Origin of the sequence: Pseudochrobactrum albidum (assembly GCF_051851455.1) — a bacterium.
Classification (GTDB): Bacteria; Pseudomonadota; Alphaproteobacteria; order Rhizobiales; family Rhizobiaceae; genus Pseudochrobactrum.
In genome coordinates, this window is sequence record NZ_JBPVTR010000024.1 from 172973 (window position 1) to 193376 (window position 20404).

General features: G+C 52.7%; 18 protein-coding genes. 6 read left to right on the forward strand and 12 right to left on the reverse strand.

Features of this window, described 5'->3' with window-relative positions; genetic code table 11:
• Positions 1-11: 11 nt before the first annotated feature.
• From fabI to ACSTTO_RS11910, 3 genes are all read right to left on the reverse strand, one after another.
• A complete protein-coding gene (gene fabI / locus ACSTTO_RS11900; RefSeq protein ID WP_439273425.1) occupies positions 12-830 on the reverse strand; it encodes an enoyl-ACP reductase FabI in 819 nt (272 codons plus the stop codon).
• 248 nt (positions 831-1078) lie between these two features.
• Complete coding sequence (locus tag ACSTTO_RS11905; RefSeq protein ID WP_439273426.1) at positions 1079-1993, reverse strand: DnaJ C-terminal domain-containing protein; 915 nt, start codon at positions 1991-1993, stop codon at positions 1079-1081.
• 245 nt (positions 1994-2238) lie between these two features.
• The gene (locus ACSTTO_RS11910; protein ID WP_439273427.1) at positions 2239-2598 is read right to left on the reverse strand and encodes an RT0821/Lpp0805 family surface protein; all 360 of its coding nucleotides are present in this window, start codon (positions 2596-2598) and stop codon (positions 2239-2241) included.
• A 639-nt stretch (positions 2599-3237) separates the two neighbouring features.
• On the opposite strand from ACSTTO_RS11910, the gene pdxH reads away from it, so the two are divergent.
• Positions 3238-3849 (forward strand): pyridoxamine 5'-phosphate oxidase, encoded by a 612-nt coding sequence (gene pdxH / locus ACSTTO_RS11915; RefSeq protein WP_439273428.1) that lies wholly within the window; start codon positions 3238-3240, stop codon positions 3847-3849.
• 67 nt (positions 3850-3916) lie between these two features.
• Here the strand turns inward: pdxH and ubiA are convergent, their stop codons facing one another.
• Entirely contained in the window at positions 3917-4912 is a 996-nt protein-coding gene (gene ubiA / locus ACSTTO_RS11920; protein ID WP_439273429.1) for a 4-hydroxybenzoate octaprenyltransferase, read from the reverse strand.
• 107 nt (positions 4913-5019) lie between these two features.
• Between ubiA and purD the strand changes: the two genes are divergently transcribed.
• From purD to ACSTTO_RS11935, 3 genes are all read left to right on the forward strand, one after another.
• Entirely contained in the window at positions 5020-6327 is a 1308-nt protein-coding gene (purD, locus tag ACSTTO_RS11925; RefSeq protein ID WP_439273430.1) for a phosphoribosylamine--glycine ligase, read from the forward strand.
• A 148-nt stretch (positions 6328-6475) separates the two neighbouring features.
• A complete protein-coding gene (locus ACSTTO_RS11930) occupies positions 6476-8242 on the forward strand; it encodes an acyl-CoA dehydrogenase family protein (RefSeq protein ID WP_439273431.1) in 1767 nt (588 codons plus the stop codon).
• Between the two features lie 2 nt (positions 8243-8244).
• On the forward strand, positions 8245-8997 hold the full coding sequence (locus ACSTTO_RS11935) for a crotonase/enoyl-CoA hydratase family protein (RefSeq protein ID WP_439273432.1): 753 nt from the start codon (positions 8245-8247) through the stop codon (positions 8995-8997).
• A 162-nt stretch (positions 8998-9159) separates the two neighbouring features.
• On the opposite strand, the gene ACSTTO_RS11940 is transcribed toward ACSTTO_RS11935, so the two are convergent.
• The 6 genes from ACSTTO_RS11940 to ACSTTO_RS11965 form a co-directional block, all read right to left on the reverse strand.
• Positions 9160-9726 carry a DUF6101 family protein gene (locus ACSTTO_RS11940; protein WP_439273812.1) on the reverse strand — a complete coding sequence of 189 codons (567 nt, stop codon included), beginning with the start codon at positions 9724-9726 and terminating at the stop codon, positions 9160-9162.
• 586 nt (positions 9727-10312) lie between these two features.
• Positions 10313-11722, reverse strand: a complete 1410-nt coding sequence (locus tag ACSTTO_RS11945; protein WP_439273813.1) for an FAD-binding oxidoreductase — start codon at positions 11720-11722, stop codon at positions 10313-10315.
• Between the two features lie 132 nt (positions 11723-11854).
• A complete protein-coding gene (locus ACSTTO_RS11950; protein WP_439273433.1) occupies positions 11855-12817 on the reverse strand; it encodes an L-threonylcarbamoyladenylate synthase in 963 nt (320 codons plus the stop codon).
• Between the two features lie 109 nt (positions 12818-12926).
• The gene (locus ACSTTO_RS11955; protein ID WP_439273434.1) at positions 12927-13520 is read right to left on the reverse strand and encodes a histidine phosphatase family protein; all 594 of its coding nucleotides are present in this window, start codon (positions 13518-13520) and stop codon (positions 12927-12929) included.
• A 67-nt stretch (positions 13521-13587) separates the two neighbouring features.
• Entirely contained in the window at positions 13588-15033 is a 1446-nt protein-coding gene (der, locus tag ACSTTO_RS11960) for a ribosome biogenesis GTPase Der (RefSeq protein ID WP_439273435.1), read from the reverse strand.
• Between the two features lie 76 nt (positions 15034-15109).
• Entirely contained in the window at positions 15110-15781 is a 672-nt protein-coding gene (locus ACSTTO_RS11965) for a tetratricopeptide repeat protein (RefSeq protein WP_439273436.1), read from the reverse strand.
• A gap of 262 nt (positions 15782-16043) precedes the next feature.
• On the opposite strand from ACSTTO_RS11965, the gene ACSTTO_RS11970 reads away from it, so the two are divergent.
• Positions 16044-17156, forward strand: a complete 1113-nt coding sequence (locus ACSTTO_RS11970; RefSeq protein WP_439273437.1) for a polysaccharide deacetylase family protein — start codon at positions 16044-16046, stop codon at positions 17154-17156.
• A 25-nt stretch (positions 17157-17181) separates the two neighbouring features.
• Here ACSTTO_RS11970 and ACSTTO_RS11975 read toward each other — a convergent pair whose 3' ends face one another.
• A complete protein-coding gene (locus tag ACSTTO_RS11975; protein ID WP_439273438.1) occupies positions 17182-17529 on the reverse strand; it encodes an arsenate reductase in 348 nt (115 codons plus the stop codon).
• A gap of 22 nt (positions 17530-17551) precedes the next feature.
• The gene (locus tag ACSTTO_RS11980; RefSeq protein ID WP_439273439.1) at positions 17552-18001 is read right to left on the reverse strand and encodes a MerR family transcriptional regulator; all 450 of its coding nucleotides are present in this window, start codon (positions 17999-18001) and stop codon (positions 17552-17554) included.
• Between the two features lie 75 nt (positions 18002-18076).
• Here ACSTTO_RS11980 and ACSTTO_RS11985 point away from each other — a divergent pair, with 75 nt between their 5' ends.
• The gene (locus tag ACSTTO_RS11985; RefSeq protein WP_439273440.1) at positions 18077-20350 is read left to right on the forward strand and encodes a heavy metal translocating P-type ATPase; all 2274 of its coding nucleotides are present in this window, start codon (positions 18077-18079) and stop codon (positions 20348-20350) included.
• Positions 20351-20404 lie beyond the last annotated feature (54 nt).

Here is a 20404-nt window from a genome sequence, read left to right on the forward strand (position 1 = left end):
TGGTAAAATCCTCAATCCTTGATGACGGAAATATCCGGCGCATCTACAGCCTTCATACCGATTGTATGATAGCCGCTATCAACGTGATGAACCTCACCGGTAACCGAACGCGACAAATCAGAAAGGAAATACAGGCCGGAATCACCCACTTCCTCAATGCTAACCGTGCGGCGCAACGGTGCATTATATTCATTCCATTTAAGAATATAGCGGAAATCACCAATGCCGGAGGCAGCCAGTGTTTTGATCGGGCCGGCGGAAATTGCATTCACACGGATATTCTGCGGCCCCAGATCAACAGCCAGATATTTCACGCTCGCCTCAAGGGCAGCCTTGGCAACACCCATAACATTATAGTTCGGCATTACTTTTTCTGCGCCGTAATAGGTCAGCGTCAGCATGGAGCCGCCATCGGTCATCAGCTTTTCTGCACGTTTGGCAAGCGCCGTGAAAGAATAAACCGATATCAGCATTGTATTGGAAAAATTAGCTGCCGTTGTATCAATATAACGGCCGGTTAACTCATCCTTATCGGAAAAGCCAATTGCGTGAACAAGAAAATCGAGCTTGCCCCATTTTTCTTCAATCAGAGCAAAAACCACATCCATAGACGCATCATCAGTCACATCACAATGGCCGCATACCAATGCGCCCAGTTCTGCCGCCAGTGGCTCAACGCGCTTTTTCATCGCATCGCCCTGATAGGTTAAAGCAATCTCCGCACCGGCATCCCGTGCTGCCTTGGCAATGCCCCAGGCAATAGAGCGGTTATTGGCCAAACCTAAGATCAGCCCGCGTTTTCCCTGCAATAAACCGGATTTGGCGGTCATTCACCATACCTCTTAAAAATATAATCTGAATAGCTGCCTATCGCACAGCAACACTACAGCTTCAAGCAAGGACGACAAAAATTGTCATCCTTCCCCTTGCAAGCAGATATTTTGATGCAAATATCATTCTATTGTTTCTATTATGTAACGATTTCAACCGTTAGAGTAAAGCCCGCCTTGCGGGCTGAAAACCGCTCCGGTTTCAGCCCCGCTTAATCTTTATGCCACATATTTTACTTTCTGCCGCCTCAGCCCGAGCGGGAACGAAATAATGATTCGAGCGCCTCATCACCATTTTCAGGCAGCATAATCCGGATATGCACGAAAAGATCTGCCGCATTGCCGGTTTTATTTGGCAGCCCCTTGCCTTTCAACCGCAATATCTTGTCCGAGCTTGACCAGGCGGGAATACGCACCGCCACACGCCCGCTCAATGTCTCAACCTCTGCGCGGGCGCCAAGCACCGCATCGCCAAGCGGCACCGGCAAATCAAGATGGAGATCACGCCCGTCAAGGCGGAAGCGCGGGTGTTTTTTAAAACTGATGGTTACCAGCGCATCGCCGTCAACGGCGCCGGGCATGGTTTCCCCCTGCCCTTTAAGGCGGATTGTCTGGCCGTCTTCCACATATTTCGGCAATTTGATCGACAATTTCTTGCCGTTAGGAAAAACAGCCTCCACTTTTTCCGCGCCCGCAGCCTGCTCCAGCGATACAGCGATAGAAGCCTTCAGATCCGGCGCTTTTACCGGCGCACGCCCGCGTGAGCGGCCGCCGCCAAAGCCGCCGCCAAAAATACTGCTGAGAATATCTTCCGCGCCTTCAAAGCCGCCCTGCTGAAAACCGCCCGCACCCTGAGCACCACGGCGGAACCCTGCAAAAGGATCCCCCTGAAAGCCGCCCCGATCACCAAATCCTTGGCCGCTAAAACCCTGAAATACAGGCTTTCCTTCAGCATCAATTTCACCGCGGTCAAACTGGCCGCGCTTATCCTTATCGCCGATAATTTCATAAGCCTGATTGATCTCGGCAAATTTTTCCTGCGCCTTCGGATCCCCCTGATTCTGATCAGGATGGTATTTCTTGGCCAGCTTACGAAAAGCCGATTTTATTTCTTCAGGCTTCGCCGTTTTAGCGACGCCCAATACGCTATAGGGATCGCGCATAGTATTCCTTTATAAACTAGGTGTTTCTGAATAAGAATCACCTGCAATTGAACCAGCTGTCACAGCCTATCAGGCATCACTTTCTCTTTAAGTTCAAACTTTGCGCCGCCTAGCAATAGGCACGGCAACCGTCTCTCAAGAAAAATATGCTGCACAGATATGCTTTTACCATGCAATATGCGCATGATGATGCGGCTTTTCCAGACGCGACACGCAAATATAGCTACGGCTTTGCAAAAGATGGCTCAAAGCGGCGCAAAGGATGTAAGCGCCCAGTTGCCGCCCTGCGCCATGCAGGCCTGCCCGCGATAAAGCGCAGCGCCGTCAAAGGCTTCCCGCGAGGTTTCAAACTCACGGCACAGCCCTGCTTCTGTCTTTTTCTCGGCAACCGTTGTGATTGTGCCCTGACTGCCCGTATCAGGATTAGCCCAGGGAATCGGCGTTTTGCCCCATTGTGCAAAATTAAGTGCTGAGACCACATTGCGGATTGTATTCTGATCGGAGATTTTACTGCTGTCATCATTCGCCGGCACATCCTGCCGCGCAATTGAACCGGTTACAGTTTCCCTGTCAGGCATTGCATTTTCAAGATCAAAACCGGACATTGCACAGCCCGATAAGAGACAGACACAACCGGCCACTCCTAACAAGCGGCTGAAAAAATATCGGCTTTGCTGTACAAACCTGTTTACTGTCACTGGCAAATATTGATCCTGACTTATCAGACTGCAGCCATGCAGCCATCCGGAAATAGATATAACAACAGATATTTATTATGAGCCGTTGCAGGTTAACAAGCGATGAGCTGACAAAGTAAATAAATGAATAACAGCTCCCTCACTCATGACTGCCATCATTTGCAGGAAAAATTCAGCCTGCCACCTGCAATTATGGCTACAGTCCGCAATTATGGGGCTGAACAGGGAAAAAGATTAAAATCACCATTTAATTTTATGAAACCTATCTGCAATAGGCGGGCTGAGAAACCCCAAAAAAGCACAATCCCCATATACTGAAGCGCGGATATTATGCTTCAGTCTTTTTTTGCCGGAATATGCAACCTGCCGGTTAATCATCAAACCGGCTCTTTATCAATAAACCCCACTGGACAAAATAAGGTTTATTGCACAGGCTGGCGCACTATATTCCTGCAGCCGAAAATGGCACGGCACCCGCATCCAACAGAGTATAAACTGCAATCATATAATGATATGATGATTACAAACCACTGAAATGATAAAAGAATGAGCGAAAACAACGACGACTTTACCGCAGCAACCGAACCGTTTCGTCTGTTTGCGGACTGGTTGCAGGATGCAACACAATCCGAGCTGAATGACCCCAATGCCCTGGCTCTGGCCACGGTTGATGAAAGTGGTATGCCGAATGTGCGCATGGTGCTGCTGAAAGGCTTCGATGAAACCGGCTTTGTTTTCTATACAAATTATGAAAGCCAGAAAGGGCGCGAAATTCTGTCGTCACACAAAGCCGCCATGTGCTTTCACTGGAAATCCCTGCGCCGCCAGATCCGTATACGCGGTATAGTTGAAAAAGTCTCCGATGAAGAAGCTGATGCCTATTACCGGTCGCGCCCGCGCGGCAGCCGCATCGGCGCATGGGCATCCAAACAATCCCGCCCGCTGGAAAGCCGCTTTGCGCTGGAAAAAGCCGTTGCAGAATATACGGCGCGTTTTGCCATCGGAGAAATTCCCCGGCCTGATTACTGGTCCGGCTTTCGCATCCGGCCAACATATATTGAGTTCTGGCATGACCGGCCATTCCGCCTGCATGACCGCCTGATCTTCCAGCGCGCAACACCTGAAAGCCCCTGGACAATACAGAAATTTTATCCGTAACAAGAAAAGCCGCCGGAATTTCCAGCGGCTTTTTTCATTACCTGCCCGATCACAGTACCGACCCTGATCAGATTACCGGCTTGATCACCACCCACAAGGAACCAAGCACCAGACCGGCAAAAATAAGCCAGCCGACATTGTTATTAGAGCGAAAAAGCTGCAGACACTGATCAGGATTATCAATATCCAGCACAATAATCTGGCGATAGAGATGCACACCGGCAGCAAGCAAACCGGCCAGCGCCGGCATGGGCACCTGAGCCATGGCAAAAGCCCAGCCAAAACATATTAATGCACCGCCATAGAGCACTATCAGCGCCAGTTTGGTTTTTGCACCAAATAAACGCGCGGTCGAGCGCACACCAACCAGCGCATCATCCTCCTTATCCTGATGGGCATAGATTGTATCATAGCCGATTGTCCACATGATCGCGCCGATATAGAGCAGCACCGGCGCAAGCGCGAGAGAACCGGTCTGCGCCGACCAGGCCACCAGCGCCCCCCATGAAAAAGCCATGCCCAGCACCAGCTGCGGCCAATCGGTAATGCGCTTCATAAAAGGATAGGCGGCCACAATCACCAATGAGGCAAAACTCAACCCAATCGTGAACCAGTTAAATTGCAGCACAACCCCAAGCCCGACCAGACATTGCAGACCTAAAAACAACCATGCCTGTTTGCGGCTTACCTGACCGGATGGCAGCGGGCGGGAACGGGTACGCGCCACCTGATCGTCAATATCCTGATCCACCAGATCATTAAGGGTGCAACCAGCCCCACGCATGGCAACAGCCCCGATCAAAAACAGCGCCATATGCCAGAATGATGGCAAAACATGCCAGATATCATCCCCCGCTCTTATTCCTGCACTTGTTCCTGCGCTGGCAACCAGTGCCGCAGACCACAGGCACGGCCAGAGCAGAAGCTGCCAGCCGATCGGCCTGTCCCAGCGGGCAAGCTGCGCATAGGGCCAAAGGTTTGGCGGCAGCAAACGATAAACCCAATGGCCGGACGGTGCATCCATAACCTTGCCCATTTGACCGCGTGCCTGAACCTGAACCATGTTATGCAAACCTTTCGCAGCTGCATCCTCATAAACGCTTTCAAAATCTCTAGCGATTTCGTAAAGAAGGAGCAAGTCTCAAGCCTGTACCCTATGGAGAAATGCCCGTGTCCTCATTCGCTTCTGATGCTCTTAAAGTCCTGCTGATCGGCTCCGGCGGCCGTGAACATGCGCTGAGCTGGAAACTGGCAGCCTCTCCGCTGCTCGGCACCCTTTACTGCACACCGGGCAATCCGGGTATTGCCGATCATGCAACACTGGTTGATCTTGATATTGACGATCATGAGGCCGTGATTGCCTTTTGCCAAAGTTTTGAAATTGATCTGGTGGTTGTGGGGCCTGAAGCGCCGTTGGTTGCAGGCCTAACCGATCCGCTTTTGCAGGCCGGCATCAAGGTTTTCGGCCCTTCACAGGCTGCAGCGCAGCTGGAAGGTTCCAAAGGCTTCACCAAAGATCTCTGCGCGCGTTTTAACATTCCAACCGGCAGCTATGGCCGCTTCAACAATGCACCTAAGGCCAAGGCCTATATTCGTGCACAAGGCGCGCCGATTGTGGTCAAGGCCGATGGTCTGGCCGCAGGCAAGGGCGTGGTTGTCGCCATGACACAGGAAGAGGCTCTGGATGCCGTGGATGCCTGTTTTGAAGGCCAGTTCGGCGATGCCGGCGCGGAAGTGGTGATTGAGGAATATCTTGAAGGTGAGGAGGCAAGCTTCTTCTGCATTTGTGACGGCACCACGGCTTTGCCTTTTGGCAGTGCGCAGGATCATAAACGTGTCGGCGATGGCGATACCGGCGCCAATACCGGCGGCATGGGCGCCTATTCCCCCGCGCCTGTTATGGATGAAGCCATGACCGAACGCGTGATGAAGGAACTGATCAGGCCGACAATACGCGGCATGGCTGAAATCGGCGCACCTTTCAGCGGCATATTATTTGCCGGATTGATGATCACCAAAGACGGGCCTAAACTCATTGAATATAATACGCGTTTTGGCGATCCTGAATGTCAGGTCCTGATGACCCGCCTCAAGGATGACCTGTTGGTCATTATGCTTGCCGCTGCCAATAATATGCTGGATCAGCTTTCCGTCCGCTGGAGTGATGAGGCCGCCCTCACCGTTGTTATGGCGGCGGAAGGTTACCCTGCATCCCCGCGCAAGGGCACAGTTATTAAAGGCGTTGAAGAGGCCGAGACTCTGCCCCATGTCAAAGTGTTCCATGCAGGCACCATTCACAAGGATGGCGATCTTCTGGCCAATGGCGGGCGCGTTCTCAATATTACCGCCACGGGAAAAACAGTGCGTGAAGCACAAAAGCGTGCCTATGAGGCTGTGAGCAAAATCAGCTGGCCCGGCGGCTTCTGCCGTAAAGATATTGGCTGGCGCGCCGTTGAGCGCGAAAAAGCCGCACAATAAATTCAACCCCGAACCCGCCTTATGGCGGGTTTTCTTATTCTTTCAGGCAGAGATTTTATTGACGTTTACGTAATAAGCCGATACCAGTAACAGCAAGGAGACTTGCGGCTGCATTCTCACATCAGAATGCGCCATACGGAGGAACTATATGTATCGCGCGCCACTTGCTGAAATCAATCAGACGCTCAATCAGGTTGCAGGCCTGCCGGAACTCTTGAAAACAGAGCTGTTTTCAGAGCTGTCGCCGGATATTATCGAGGCTGTTTTGCAGGAGGCGGCCAAATTCAGCGAAACCCGCATTACCCCCTTGCGCACCAGAGGCGACCGGCAGGGCGCAACATTGAAAGATGCGCAAGTTACCACGACAGATGGCTGGAAAGCCCTGTATAAAGACTGGACAGACGGCGGCTGGAACGCGCTGACCGGTGATCCGGCCTATGGCGGCCAGGGCTTGCCAAGCCTGCTCTCCGTTGCGGTTGCAGAAATGTGGAATTCCGGCTCACTCGGTTTTGCCATTGCCTCCACCCTGACAATGGGCGCGGTTGAAGCACTGGAGCACCATGCCAGTGATGAGCTGAAAAAAATCTATCTTGAAAAGCTGATCTCCGGTGAATGGGCAGGTACCATGAACCTCACAGAGCCGCAGGCCGGTTCTGACCTTGGAGCCCTGCGCAGCCGTGCAGAACGGGCAGATGATGGTACATACCGGATTTTCGGTCAAAAAATTTTCATCACCTATGGTGAGCATGATCTGACCGATAATATTGTGCATCTGGTTCTTGCACGCCTGCCTGATGCCCCGGCCGGCACCAAAGGTATTTCTCTGTTTCTGGTGCCCAAATATCTGGTTAATGCCGACGGTTCGCTTGGTGCGCGTAATGATGTGTTCTGCGCCGGTCTGGAAGAAAAACTGGGGCTTCATGCCTCGCCAACCTGTACCATGATCTATGGTGACGGTTTTGGCGATACCGGTGAAAAAGGCGCCGTTGGCTACCTTATCGGCGAGGAACATAAAGGCCTTGCCTGTATGTTCACCATGATGAACAATGCCCGCCTGCTCGTTGGTATTCAGGGGGTTGCGGTGGCCGAGGCTGCCTATCAGAAAGCCCGTGCCTATGCGCAGGAGCGCCGTCAGGGGCGCGCCTTAAATGCCGCCAAAGGCGCTGAGATGAGCCCGATCATCGAGCATCCTGATGTGGCACGCATGCTGCTGACTATGAAGGGGCTCACTCAAGCCTCCCGCGCAATCTGCTATTCTTGCGCACAGGCGCTGGATATGGCTAAGGCAGACAGTGCCAATGCCGCTTTCTGGGCAAATCGTGCCAGCCTTTTAACGCCGCTTGCCAAGGCTTTCTCCACAGATAGCGGTGTGGATGTGGCCTCACTTGGCATTCAGGTTCATGGCGGCATGGGCTTTATTGAAGAAACCGGCGCTGCCCAATTGCTTCGCGATGCCCGCATCCTGCCGATTTATGAAGGCACCAACGGCATTCAGGCCATTGATCTGGTGATGCGTAAATTGCCGCTGGAAAATGGCGGCCATCTTCATGGCTTCCTGCAGGAACTGCGCCTGATTGCAGAACAGGCAAAAACCTCAGACACATTGCAATCCATTGCCCCGCAGCTTGAAACAGCACTGAATGCGGCAGAAGAAACCACCCGCTTCCTGCAGGATTGCACCGCCAAAGGCGACAACCAGTCAGCACTATGCGGGGCAACGCCTTATCAGCGCCTGCTCTCACTCACTGCCGGCGCAATTTATCTGGCAAAAGCAGGCCTGCAGGACAGCAATGCCGCTGCACTTGCCACATTTTTTGCAGAAAACACCCTGCAGGAAACAGCAGGTTTAAAACAGAGCATTCTCAATGGTGCCGCAAGCCTAAGCCACGCCGCACAGCTTTTGCAGGATATTTGATTATGAGCGATTTTCTTCAGATTGAACATCAGGATGGCGTGCAGATTATCCGCCTCAACCGGCCTGAGAAAAAAAATGCCATTACCCGCGATATGTATCAAGGCATTGCGCAGGCTCTCAAAAATGCCGACAGCAATGAGGCGATCCGCGTCAGTGTGATTTTTGGCCAGCCCGACGCCTTTTCTTCCGGCAATGATATGCAGGACTTCATGAATGCCGCTTTATCGCAAGGCAGCCTCGGCGGCGAAATTATTGATTTTCTGCATATATTAGCGCAAACCCGCAAGCCGCTGATCTCCGGCGTTGACGGGCTGGCAATTGGTGTTGGCACCACATTGAACCTGCATTGCGACCTGACCTTTGCCACACCGCGCTCAATATTCCACACGCCTTTTGTTGATCTGGGGCTGATACCGGAAGCAGGCTCCAGCCTGCTGGGGCCTAAAATCATGGGCTATCAGCGGGCTTTCGGGCTTTTGGCCATGGGTGAGGCCATGACGGCTGAACAGGCTCTGGCAGCCGGTATTGTCTGGCGCGTTGTTGCTGAAGATCAGCTGGAAGCGGAAGTGCTGAAAATGGCACAAAAACTGGCTGCCCGCCCGCCGGTTGCCCTGCAGCTCACCCGTGACCTGCTCCGCAGCAGCCCCGAACCACTCACCGACCGGATTGACCGTGAAGCGCAGATTTTTGCCGAACGCCTGAAATCCGCCGAGACAGCACAAGCCGTGGGCGCTTTTCTCTCGCGCAAAAAATAAACTTAAAAAAAAGACCGTATATCTTTGCCGGATATACGGTCTTTGTGCATTCTGTGACTGGAGATCACATATTCAGTTCGCAATTTTCTGTAATATTGTTAAACTTTATATTTATTTCAGCATGAGAGCCATTCACATTCACGCGAGATAATCTCCGGTTCTTTATAAACGCGAGATAATCTCGCGGCCGGAAATCTTCAAGCTCACCCCCAGCGAGCCGGTTTTGCGGCGCGCCAGAAAACGCGGACGGCGGCGGCGCGGCTCCTGCCCCTGACGGCGCTCAGTACTGGCTGATGCCGTAACCCCGCCAATATTATCATAAAGCGGCCGTGCAACCCCATCAGCCTCCACAAGCAACATCGGCAATTTATAAGCATTGGCCCATGCATGCCAGTCAGCCGCCACATCATCCAGATCATGTGCCACCAAAAGCGGCACAGACATTTGCGGATCCTCATGCATCAATTCCAGTGTCACGGTGATCAGGCCGTTTTCATCCTCAACAGCACGGGCGGCCACACCAAGAAAAACATGGGCAGGCAGCGCCACAGACATAGGCAGGCCGCTTGAAGGCAGCACGCGGCGCAGCACGGCTCCGCGCTCATTAATGGTAAAAGTCACATCCTCATGCTCACCCTCTGAGGCATAGGATACACTCTGCGGAAACTGAAAAGGATCAAGCCGGATTTCCCTGCTGGCCCAAACCGGCTTATCCTGTTTTTGTAACATCTGGTTCATGTTTTCGCGCCCTGTTATATTCAAGAACCGCTATATTGTTTTTATTTGCGGTACTTTTTTCCTTCGAGCCTTTTGGCTTCGTTAGATGCAAGAATAGCGCAGCCACCTCACCAAACTGCTTAAATCACAGGGTTAATGCTTCAGTCTTTGCCGGAATGGTTTACAGTTTCCAACCGGATTTCAAAGACCGGTAAGACTTTAACAACATCTGTAAACAGCACTTAAACCATGAAAATCAGAGATTATTTATGATTTTTAACAAGAGCTGAACAATAGAAGCCCATTTTGCTGTTTTACGTATATTTTGCTCAATTCACGGCTTGAAAATCTGAAAATTATCTAAAAATCATAAAAAGCCGGATACTGTTTGTTAAGGCTGGCTTTCCAACAGTTAAACCGGCATTAAGCACAGTTTTTGCTGAATAAAGCATTTGCTAACCGCATTTTCATGGCTAAAAATGTGAATATTTACCGCTTATTTATAATAGCATGTGGGTAAAACGGCCGTTTTTTAATAATTAAGCCGCCATCTCTTAATGAAACAGCGGCTCAAACTTTAAATTTTAACAGCCCTGTCTCAAAGCAACTTATCCGGGTTCATAATATTTTTCGGATCAAAAGCCTGTTTGATACGACGCATCAAATCCAGCGCCAAAGGCTGTTTGAAAGCGCGCAATTCCTCACGCTTCAGCGCACCAATACCATGTTCTGCCGAAATCGAACCATTATACCGCATAACAATAGTGTGGATGCGATGGTTCAGCTCATGCCAGCGCGCCAGAAAAGCCGCTTTTTCCGCGCCCAACGGCTGTGACACATTATAATGCAGATTGCCATCACCAATATGGCCAAAGCACACCACACGCGCGCCAGGGATCATCTCCTCCACCGCCACGGCAGCTTCTGCAATAAAAGCAGGGATAGAGGCAACCGGCACAGAAATATCATGTTTGATCGAACCGCCCTCCGGCTTCTGTGCCGGAGACATTTCCTCACGCATTTTCCAGAACATATCCGCCTGCGCCCCGTTTTGCGCAATGGCCGCATCCTGCACCAGACCGCTCTCAAAACCCTGTTCAAGTATGGCTTCCATCATTTGCTGTGCATCTGTTTCAGAACGGACAGAGGAAAGCTCAATCAAGGCATACCAAGGATAGGCATTTTCCAGCGGATCGCGCACAGCTTCGATATGTTTTAACGTAAATTCAATGCCAATGCGCGGCATCAGTTCAAAACCGGTCAGCGCCTGCCCTGCCTGATCGGTTGCTAAACGGAAAAGCTGCACCACATCTTCCGGCTTATGCAATCCGGCATAGGCCACGGCCTTGCCCTTTGGCTGCGGATAGATTTTCAAAACTGCCGCAGTGATAACCCCGAGCGTTCCTTCCGCGCCAATGAATAAATCACGCAGATCATAGCCGGTATTATCTTTTTTTACACAGCGCAGATCATTGAGCACCTGCCCGTCCGGCAGCACCACTTCAAGCCCAAGGCATAATTCGCGCATATTGCCATAGGCCAGCACAGCCGTGCCGCCAGCATTGGATGAAAGATTGCCGCCAATCTGGCAAGAGCCTTCCGCCCCCAGAGACAGCGGAAACAACCGCCCTGCCTCATGCACCGCTTCCTGCAAGTTTTGCAGCACCACACCGGCTTCAACAGTCACGAGATTGCCTGTTATATCAATATTGCGGATTCTATTGAGCCTTGAAAGCGAGAGAATAACCGCTTGCCCGCTTTGATCCGGCTGCTGCGCACCAACAAGGCCGGTATTACCGCCCTGCGGCACAACAGGCGTTGCCGTTTCAAAAGCCAGTTTCATAATAGCTGATACTTCATCAACCGTTGCAGGGCGCAGGACCAAGGCTGCACGGCCATGAAACAATTCACGCGGTTCGCTTAAATAAGATGCCTGATCAGCAGGATCACGCAATGCGTTTTTCTCACCGACAATCGCCGTAAACCGTGCGATCAATTCATCAGACATAACCGGCTTATCACTCACGCCTCTCTCCCAGATCCCATCCATCACAGTCAAAAATTTGCTATTTATCAAAGCAGAAAGAACAACCGCCCGTTTTCCGGTTATTCGCACAGGCAGCAGCCACCCATTTTCTGGTTATTCGCGCGGCGCAGCCGCGCGGGCCAGCCGGTCATTAATCGCCTCACCAAGCCCCTGATGCGGCACGCTCTCCACCGCAATGGTTGTCGCGCCAACCGCATCCAGCCTTTTCATATAATCAAACAAATGCACCGCCGCCTCCTGCAAATCACCAGAAGGGCTTAAATTCAGCACCGCCACAGCCTTGTCAGCTCCGGCCACACGCTGCCCGCCAAAGGCAAGCAATGCCTCGCCTTCATGCACTTCAGACACATTCAGCCGCATTGCTGCATCCGGCGCATAATGCGATGCCATCATACCTGGTGCCTGAATAGCCGCGCGCTGATCAAGACGATGCAAGGGCTGGCCGATAAAAGCCTCAATCTCTTCTGCCGCCAAACCACCCGGACGCAGCAGCAAGGCCTGACCATTATCAATTTTAACAATGGTCGATTCCAGCCCCACCACACAGGCGCCGCCATCAACAATAAGATCAAGCTTCCCTCCCAGATCATCCTGCACGGCCTGGGCTGATGTGGCGCTGATACGCCCTGAACTATTGGCGCTTGGTGCGGCCAGCGGGCGGTCAAGAGCGGCGATAATCCCGGCCACAGGCCCGCGCGGCATGCGCACTGCAAGTGTTGTCAGGCCGGCTGTCACCAACGGATGAATTTCCGCCCCCTCGCGCAATGGCAGCACAAGCGTCAGCGGCCCCGGCCAGAATTTTTCCGCAAGCCTGCGGGAAACCTCATCAAACTGCACATAGCGTGCAGCCATATCAATATTTGCCACATGCGCAATCAACGGGTTGAAATGCGGCCGGCCCTTGGCTGAAAAAATACCGGCCACCGCACGGCCATTGGTCGCATCGGCCGCCAGCCCGTAAACGGTCTCGGTTGGCAGGGCAACAAGTTTGCCTTGGCTCAGCGCATTTGCGGCTTGTTGTAATGATGAAGCATCTGTGGAAATGATTTGTGCCATGGTGCACTCTCCTGCACGTTTCTGCAAGCCGGGCAGCATTGTCAGGACCTGCATTTGCCTGACTACAAAACCAGACAGGCTGTTGCAAGACCGGAATCATCATCCCCCTTCAGCAGATTGCATACCAGTGATGCAGCATTTTCCTTGTTTTATAATCATAGCACCAATAATGCCCCTGCTCCGGCTGATCATAATCACGCGAGACAGGCAAGCCCGCCAGCGCACAATAAAGCAGCGTACCCGTTGCACCATGACCGGCAATCATCACCACCTGATATTGCGCATCAACTGCAAGCGCCATGATATCAGCCAGCGCGTTGCAGATTCTTTTCTGTGCAGCCGCTGCCGTCTCCCAGCCGCGCACAGATTGATGCGGCTTTGCAAAAAATTGATCGGCCACCTGTTCAAACTCTGCGGGCGGCAGAAAACCGGTGGCCGAGCGGTCATTCTCACCCAGGCCGCAATGGGTGTGAACCCCTCGTTTAAAATATTTACCGGCAAGCGCCGCAGTTTGCTGTGCCTTGGTTTCTTCACTGCAAAAAATAATATCAGGAACCGGCAAGAGATTGCGTGAGAGAAATTTCTGCAATGCCGCCCTGCCCTGCGGTGCCAAATGCCATTGAGTAACCGGCACTGCCGGCTCAACCACCACTTGCGGATGGCTCAGAAAAATCAACTGCATGCCCTCATTCCTCTCAGTCATAAAAAAACCTGCCGGACGCTTTGCCGGCAGGGTCATATTCAATCTCACCAGAAATAGCGCAACAAGATCAGCGTTTTTTCTTGGCGCGGCCTGCATAAGGGTTATCAGAGGTGCGCAGTGATAAACGGATCGGCACGCCCGGCATATTGAATGTATCACGCAGACCATTGATAAGATAACGCACATAGGATTGCGGCATCACATCCGGGCGCGAACACGACACCATGAAGCCCGGCGGACGGGTCTTGACCTGTGTCATATATTTTACCTTAAGGCGGCGGCCGGCAACTGCTGGCGGCGGATGATGGGTTACCACATTTTCCAACCAGCGGTTAAGACGGCCTGTGGAGATGCGCGTATTCCAGACACGATGCGTCATCTCAACATTTTCCATCAATTTATCAATGCCATAGCCAGTCTCACCGGAAATAGGCACAGCACGGATACCCCGCACCTGCGGCAGAAGACGCTCGGTTTTTTCACGCAGATCAGCCAGCAGCATCTGACGATCTTCAATCAGATCCCATTTGTTAAAGGCGATAATTGGCGCGCGGCCTTCACGGATAATCAGATCAATAATCTGCAGATCCTGTTTTTCAAACGGAATTGTTGCATCAAGAACGATAATCACTACTTCCGCAAAGCGAATGGCGCGCAAGCCATCGGCAACAGAAAGCTTTTCCAGCTTTTCCTGCACCCGCGCCTTGCGCCGCAGCCCCGCCGTATCAAACAGCTTGACCGCCCGGCCGCGCCATTCCCACTCAACGGAGATTGAATCGCGCGTAATACCGGCTTCAGGCCCTGTCAGCAGGCGATCCTGCCCCAGCATTGTATTGATCAATGTGGATTTACCGGCATTGGGGCGGCCGACAATCGCAATCCGCAGCGGCTTGGTCGCATCATATTCAGGGATGATTTCCTCATCCTCATCGCTCACATCATCGCCCACCAATGCGCCGACCTTTTCCGGCGCAAAAGCATCTGCCGTTTCCTCTTCATCTGCGGCAAAGGCTTTTTCCCTGCCAATTGCCTCAACAATCGCATCGCGCAGATCAGGCAAACCCTGACCATGCTCGGCAGAGATCGGGCAAGGCTCGCCAAGCCCTAAGCGAAATGCATCATAAAGCCCGGCATCGGCACCGCGGGCTTCAGCTTTATTGGCAACCAGCACAATTGGCTTGTTGAATTTGCGCACCAGCTGCGCAAATTCAATATCTGTCGGCGTCAGACCGGTTTTGGCGTCAATCACAAACAAAACCGCATCAGCTTCATCAATTGCGGCCTCTGTCTGCGCACGCATGCGGCCTTCCAGCGTGCCGGCCTCGGCAATCTCAAGCCCTGCCGTATCAATAACCCTGAAGTGCAAATCATAGAGTTTGCCATCGTGAATACGGCGGTCACGGGTCACACCCGGCGTATCATCGACCAGCGCCAGCTTGCGCCCGACAATGCGGTTAAACAGGGTGGACTTGCCAACATTAGGCCGTCCGATAATTGCGAGTGTAAAGCTCATTCAGCTTGTTTTTCCGTCTAAAGAGCGGTTTTTATCCAAACCGCCCTAATTATTATTTGGTGCCGTTCAGGGCTCTTCAGCTTTTTGCATCTGTCTGGGTGCTGCGCATAAGATCAAGCATCATGGATGCGCGCTGGCGCAGATCGGCAGGAATTGCCGCATCATCTGCATTTTGCTGAAATAGCTTTATCGCATCTTCTGTGCGCCCTGCTTTATAAGCAGCAAGTCCCAACACTTCACGCGCGGAACCGCGCATCGGATTGCCATCCGCGCTCAACGTTTCCGCACGTTTGGCAACATCATCATAAGAGCCGGTATCAACCAGAATATAGGCAGCGCGCAATTGCGCAATATCGCGCAATGCCGCCGGGGCTTTGCTATCTGCCGCCACAGCATCAAAAGCGCGGACAGCACCGGCCGGATCATTTTTCTGCTCCAGCAATGTGGCAGTGCGCAATTGCGCCAAAACAGGGTAAGAGCCTGCACCTTCTGTCTCAAGAGCCTTCAGAGCAGCCAGCGCCTCATCATTCTTGCCCTGTCCGGCAAGTTCCAATGCCGCCAGAAACTTATCACCCGATGCAGCGGCCTTGTTCTCACGCCAATATTCATAACCAACGAAACCTGCCGTACCGAGAACCACGGCCACAGCACCGCCGATAAGAACCGGCCCGAAACGCCGCCATACAGCACGCATCTGTTCAGAGCGGAGCTCTTCATTGACTTCGCGGATAAAGCTGTCGTCTGTCATGGATACCCTGTAAAACTTGAGATTATCGACTATACGCACGATAACCGGTCTATAATTGTTACCGGTTATGTAAACCACCTCTCCGGCTTTTAGTCGGAATCAGCGCCGGATGGTAGCCCTGATTGTGAATTCCTGCATATTTCCTTTATTTTGCAGCTTTATGGCCTGTTAACAGGCAGAAATGCCCGTGCTTTGCCACATTCTCATCTTATATAGCCCTGCCCGATTTGATTGTCACAATTTATTGCGAGCCAGTGTTATAATGATCCGCCGTCCTGCCGCTTTTGTTTTCTGCCCCGCAGCCCTTGCAATACCGGCAGCCCTAATAACGCCCTCTCTGGCAGCGCCCACTCTTGCAGCGCCCACTCTTGCAGCGCCCTCTCTTGCAGCGCCCTCTCTGGCAACGCCCACTCTTGCAGCATCAGAGACCACACCCCAACCAAAAACGCCGCCGACAAAGGCAGACACCCGCCCCGAACAAGTGGTTATTATCTCTTTTGACGGTGCGCATGATAACAAGCTATGGCAGCGCAGCCGTGAGTTAGGCCAAGAAACCGGTGCGCATTTTACCTATTTTCTCTCCTGCGTCTTTTATCTTGTGCGGGCAGAGCGCAACACATACCAGCCGCCGCGCATGAAAGCGGGGCGTTCCAATGTCGGCTTTGCGCAAAACAGGCAGGAAATTGCCACACGGCTTGATCAGGTGTGGAAAGCTCATCTGGAAGGCCATGAGATTGCCAGCCATGGCTGCGGGCATTTTGACGGAAAAAACTGGTCAACCAAAGACTGGGCTCAGGAAATTGAGGCATTTCGCACCATTGTTGCCAATGCGTGGCAGGCCAATAAGATCGACGGGGAGCCGCAAGGCTGGAAAGAGCTGATCCTCAACAAGATCACCGGTTTTCGTGCGCCTTATCTTTCTGACGACAAGCCGGTGCAGGCAGCCTTGCGTGAACATGGCTTTGCCTATCAGGCAAGCGGTGTGACCTCAGGGCCTGAGCTGCCGAAAAACCTTGCCGGATTAAGAAGCTTTGGGCTGCCGCTGATACCGGAAGGACCGGCACAAAAACCGGTTATCGCCATGGATTATAATCTCTATATACGCCATTCCGGCGGCAAGGAAAAGCCGGAACGCGCGGCAGAGTTTGAACAGCGCAGCTATAATGCTTTTATGGCTGCCTTTAACAAGCAGTATAATGGCAGCCGTATTCCGCTGCAAATGGGCTTTCATTTTGTGCTGATGAATAATGGCGCCTACTGGAATGCGCTGGAACGCTTTGCCCGCAATGTCTGCGGCCGTGAGGATGTGCGCTGTATCAGCTATCAGGAATATTTATCACAGCCGGAACAGAACAAAAAACAGGCTGTTCTTTGACGATACAAAGAACAGCCTTCAGAGTTCACGCAAAAAACCGCGCATAGATTTCGGGCTTAAAGCCAGCCAGCAATTTGCCGTCCTTTTCCAGAACCGGCCGTTTGATCATGGACAGGTTTCCAAGCATCAGCTCAATAGCTCTGGTTTCATCCAGATCTTTTTTAAGCGCCTCATCAAGCTTGCGAAATGTCTGGCCGGCGCGGTTAAGCACGGTTTCCCAACCAAGCTCCCTGCACCAGTTCTCAAGTCTGGCGCGATCAAGGCCTGCCTTTTTATAATCATGAAAATCAAAGGCAATATTCTGCGCATGCAGCCAGTCCTGCGCCTTGCGCATCGTATCGCAGTTTTTTATCCCGTAAATGGTAACAGGCACGGTTTTGTCCTTTTCTCATTGGTTATTTAAGCGTTTGCACCGGATGATCATGCTCATGGCCGCACTGGCTGTGATCTTCCAGAATCTGTAAGACGCGGCATTCACAAATCCGGCCATGGTCGCACTCATGCACCATGCGCCGCAACTCATCACGCAAGGCGCAAAGGCGCTCAATCCGGTCTTCAATATCCTGCAAATGGCGGCGGGCAATGGAATCTGCCTCATGGCAAGAGGCATTGGGCGTTTCAGTCATGGCCAGCAATTCACGTATATCATTGATATCAAAGCCAAGTTCACGCGCATGACGGATGAATGACAGGCGCTTGATATCCTCCGCGCCATATTCACGCCGCTGGCTTTCAGTGCGATCCGGCTTACGTATCAGGCCAATCTTCTCATAAAAACGGATTGTCGGCACCTTAACACCGCTGCGCTGCGCGGCCTTGCCGATTGTATAGGCTTTTTTATCCATTTTTCCGCTTGCTCCTATAGCCACTAGAGCATTTAGGGTGCTTTTTAAAAGTTGCAAGAGAAAAGGAAAGTGGAAATGTCCGCTCCCGTTCGTCAGGATAAATTCCGCATTGAGGGCATGGATTGCGCCTCCTGCGCCCAAAAAATTGATACTGCGGTGCGCCGTTTAGGGAATAAAATCAGCGATGTGACTGTTTCTGTTACCAAAGGCACCATGACGGTTACCCATAAAGGTATTGAAGCCGATGCCATTATGGAACAGCTGAAAAAGCTCGGTTATCAATCACGCTATATGGGAGAAAATCAGACGCCGGCAAGGCCTGAGCCTGAAACAGAACCCCACAGATGCTCCGGAGCCCATGATCACGAGCACAGCCATGAGGGGCATGATCACGGCGCTCAGCAACATGGCCTTCATGTTCACGCAACAGGAAAGATAAAAGAAGCTCCCGTGCTGCATATGCATGATCACGGCGAGGCTGAAGACGGCAGGCCATGGTGGCAGCAAGGCAAGGCAAGGCTGACCATGGCTGCCGGTGCGGCGCTGATGGCTGCCTATATTGCCGGGCATTTTCTGCCGCAATATGCGCTTTATATTTTTTCTGCCGCCATGCTGGTGGGGCTGGTTCCGATAGCACGGCGCGCTCTTGCCGGCGCGCGCTTTGGCACACCATTTTCCATCGAAACGCTGATGACCATTGCCGCAATCGGTGCGTTGATTATCGGCGCGGTTGAAGAAGCCGCCATGGTGGTCTTTCTGTTTCTTATCGGGGAAATGCTGGAAGGTGTGGCTGCAAGACGTGCGCGCAATTCCATACGCGGCCTTGCCGATTTGGTGCCCAAAACCGCGCGTGCGGAAGAAAACGGCCGGATTGTTGAACGCGATGCGGCAGACCTTGCCATTGGTACGATCATACAGGTGCGCCCGGGGGACAGAATTGCGGCTGACGGGGAAGTGCTCAGCGGCAACAGTGCGGTGAATGAAGCTCCTGTAACCGGTGAGAGCACGCCAAAAAACAAAGAGGCCGGCGACAAGGTATTTGCAGGCACTATTAATTCCGATGCGGTTTTGCGGGTGAGAGTGACCGCCACCGCGCAGAATAACACCATTGCCCGTATCATTGCCCAGGTTGAGGAGGCGCAGGAATCCAAGGCGCCGACAGAACGCTTTATCGACCGGTTTTCGGTTTGGTATACGCCTGCCGTTATGATTCTGGCTGCACTGGTGGCAATCATACCGCCACTTGTTGCAGGGAGCAGCTGGGATGAGTGGATTTATAAAGGTCTTGCCATTTTGCTGATCGGCTGCCCGTGCGCTCTGGTGATCTCCACCCCTGCCGCCATTGCTGCCGGTCTTTCTTCCGGAGCGCGGCGCGGCCTGTTGATGAAAGGCGGCGCGGTACTGGAGAGCGCAGGCCATGTTACAGCCGCAGCCTTTGACAAGACCGGCACATTGACCGAAGGCAAGCCGGTGGTGACCGATATTATCGCCTTCACCCATTCAGAGGCCGATATATTGCGCTTTGCCGCTGCGGTTGAACAGGGCTCAAGCCACCCGCTGGCACTTGCCATTCTCAAAGCTGCGCAGACCCGCAATATTGCCTTGCCCCAAGTGCATGACGGCGCGGCATTGGGCGGCAAAGGCGTAACCGGCACGGTAGAAGGCAAGGCCGTGCTGCTTGCCTCGCCTAAAGCTGTTGCAGCTAAAACCACCCTTACCAATAGCGAAAAACAGCGCATTGCCGCCCTCAATGATCAGGGCAAGACTGTTTCCCTTCTGATGATCGGCGATGAACTTGCCGGCGGCATAGCCATGCGCGATGAACCGCGGGAAGATGCCCGTCAGGGTATCAAAACCCTGCAAACACAAGGTATCCGCACCATTATGCTGACCGGTGACAACCGCCGCACTGCCGAGGCAATCGGCCGTGATCTTGGCATGGAAGTGCATGCGGAAATGATGCCGGAGGACAAACGCCGCATAGTGGATAAGCTGAAAACGCAAAAACAGATCATTGCCAAGATCGGCGATGGTATCAATGATGCACCGGCGCTTGCTGCGGCTGATCTTGGCATTGCCATAGGCGGCGGCACCGATGTGGCGCTGGAAACCGCAGATGCCGCTATCATGCATGGCCGCGTGACAGATGTGGCCAATATGATTGCGCTATCCAGGGCCACAATGGCCAATATCAAACAGAATATTACGCTCGCCATCGGCCTGAAGCTGGTATTTCTGATAACCACCATTGCCGGCATTACCGGCTTGTGGCCTGCCATTCTGGCCGATACGGGCGCCACAGTGCTGGTGACAGCCAATGCCATGCGCCTGCTGCGCTGGAAGCCATAAATATCAGCATAAGCAATCATTCAGTCACAACAAAAAGGGTGCTGACAGGCACCC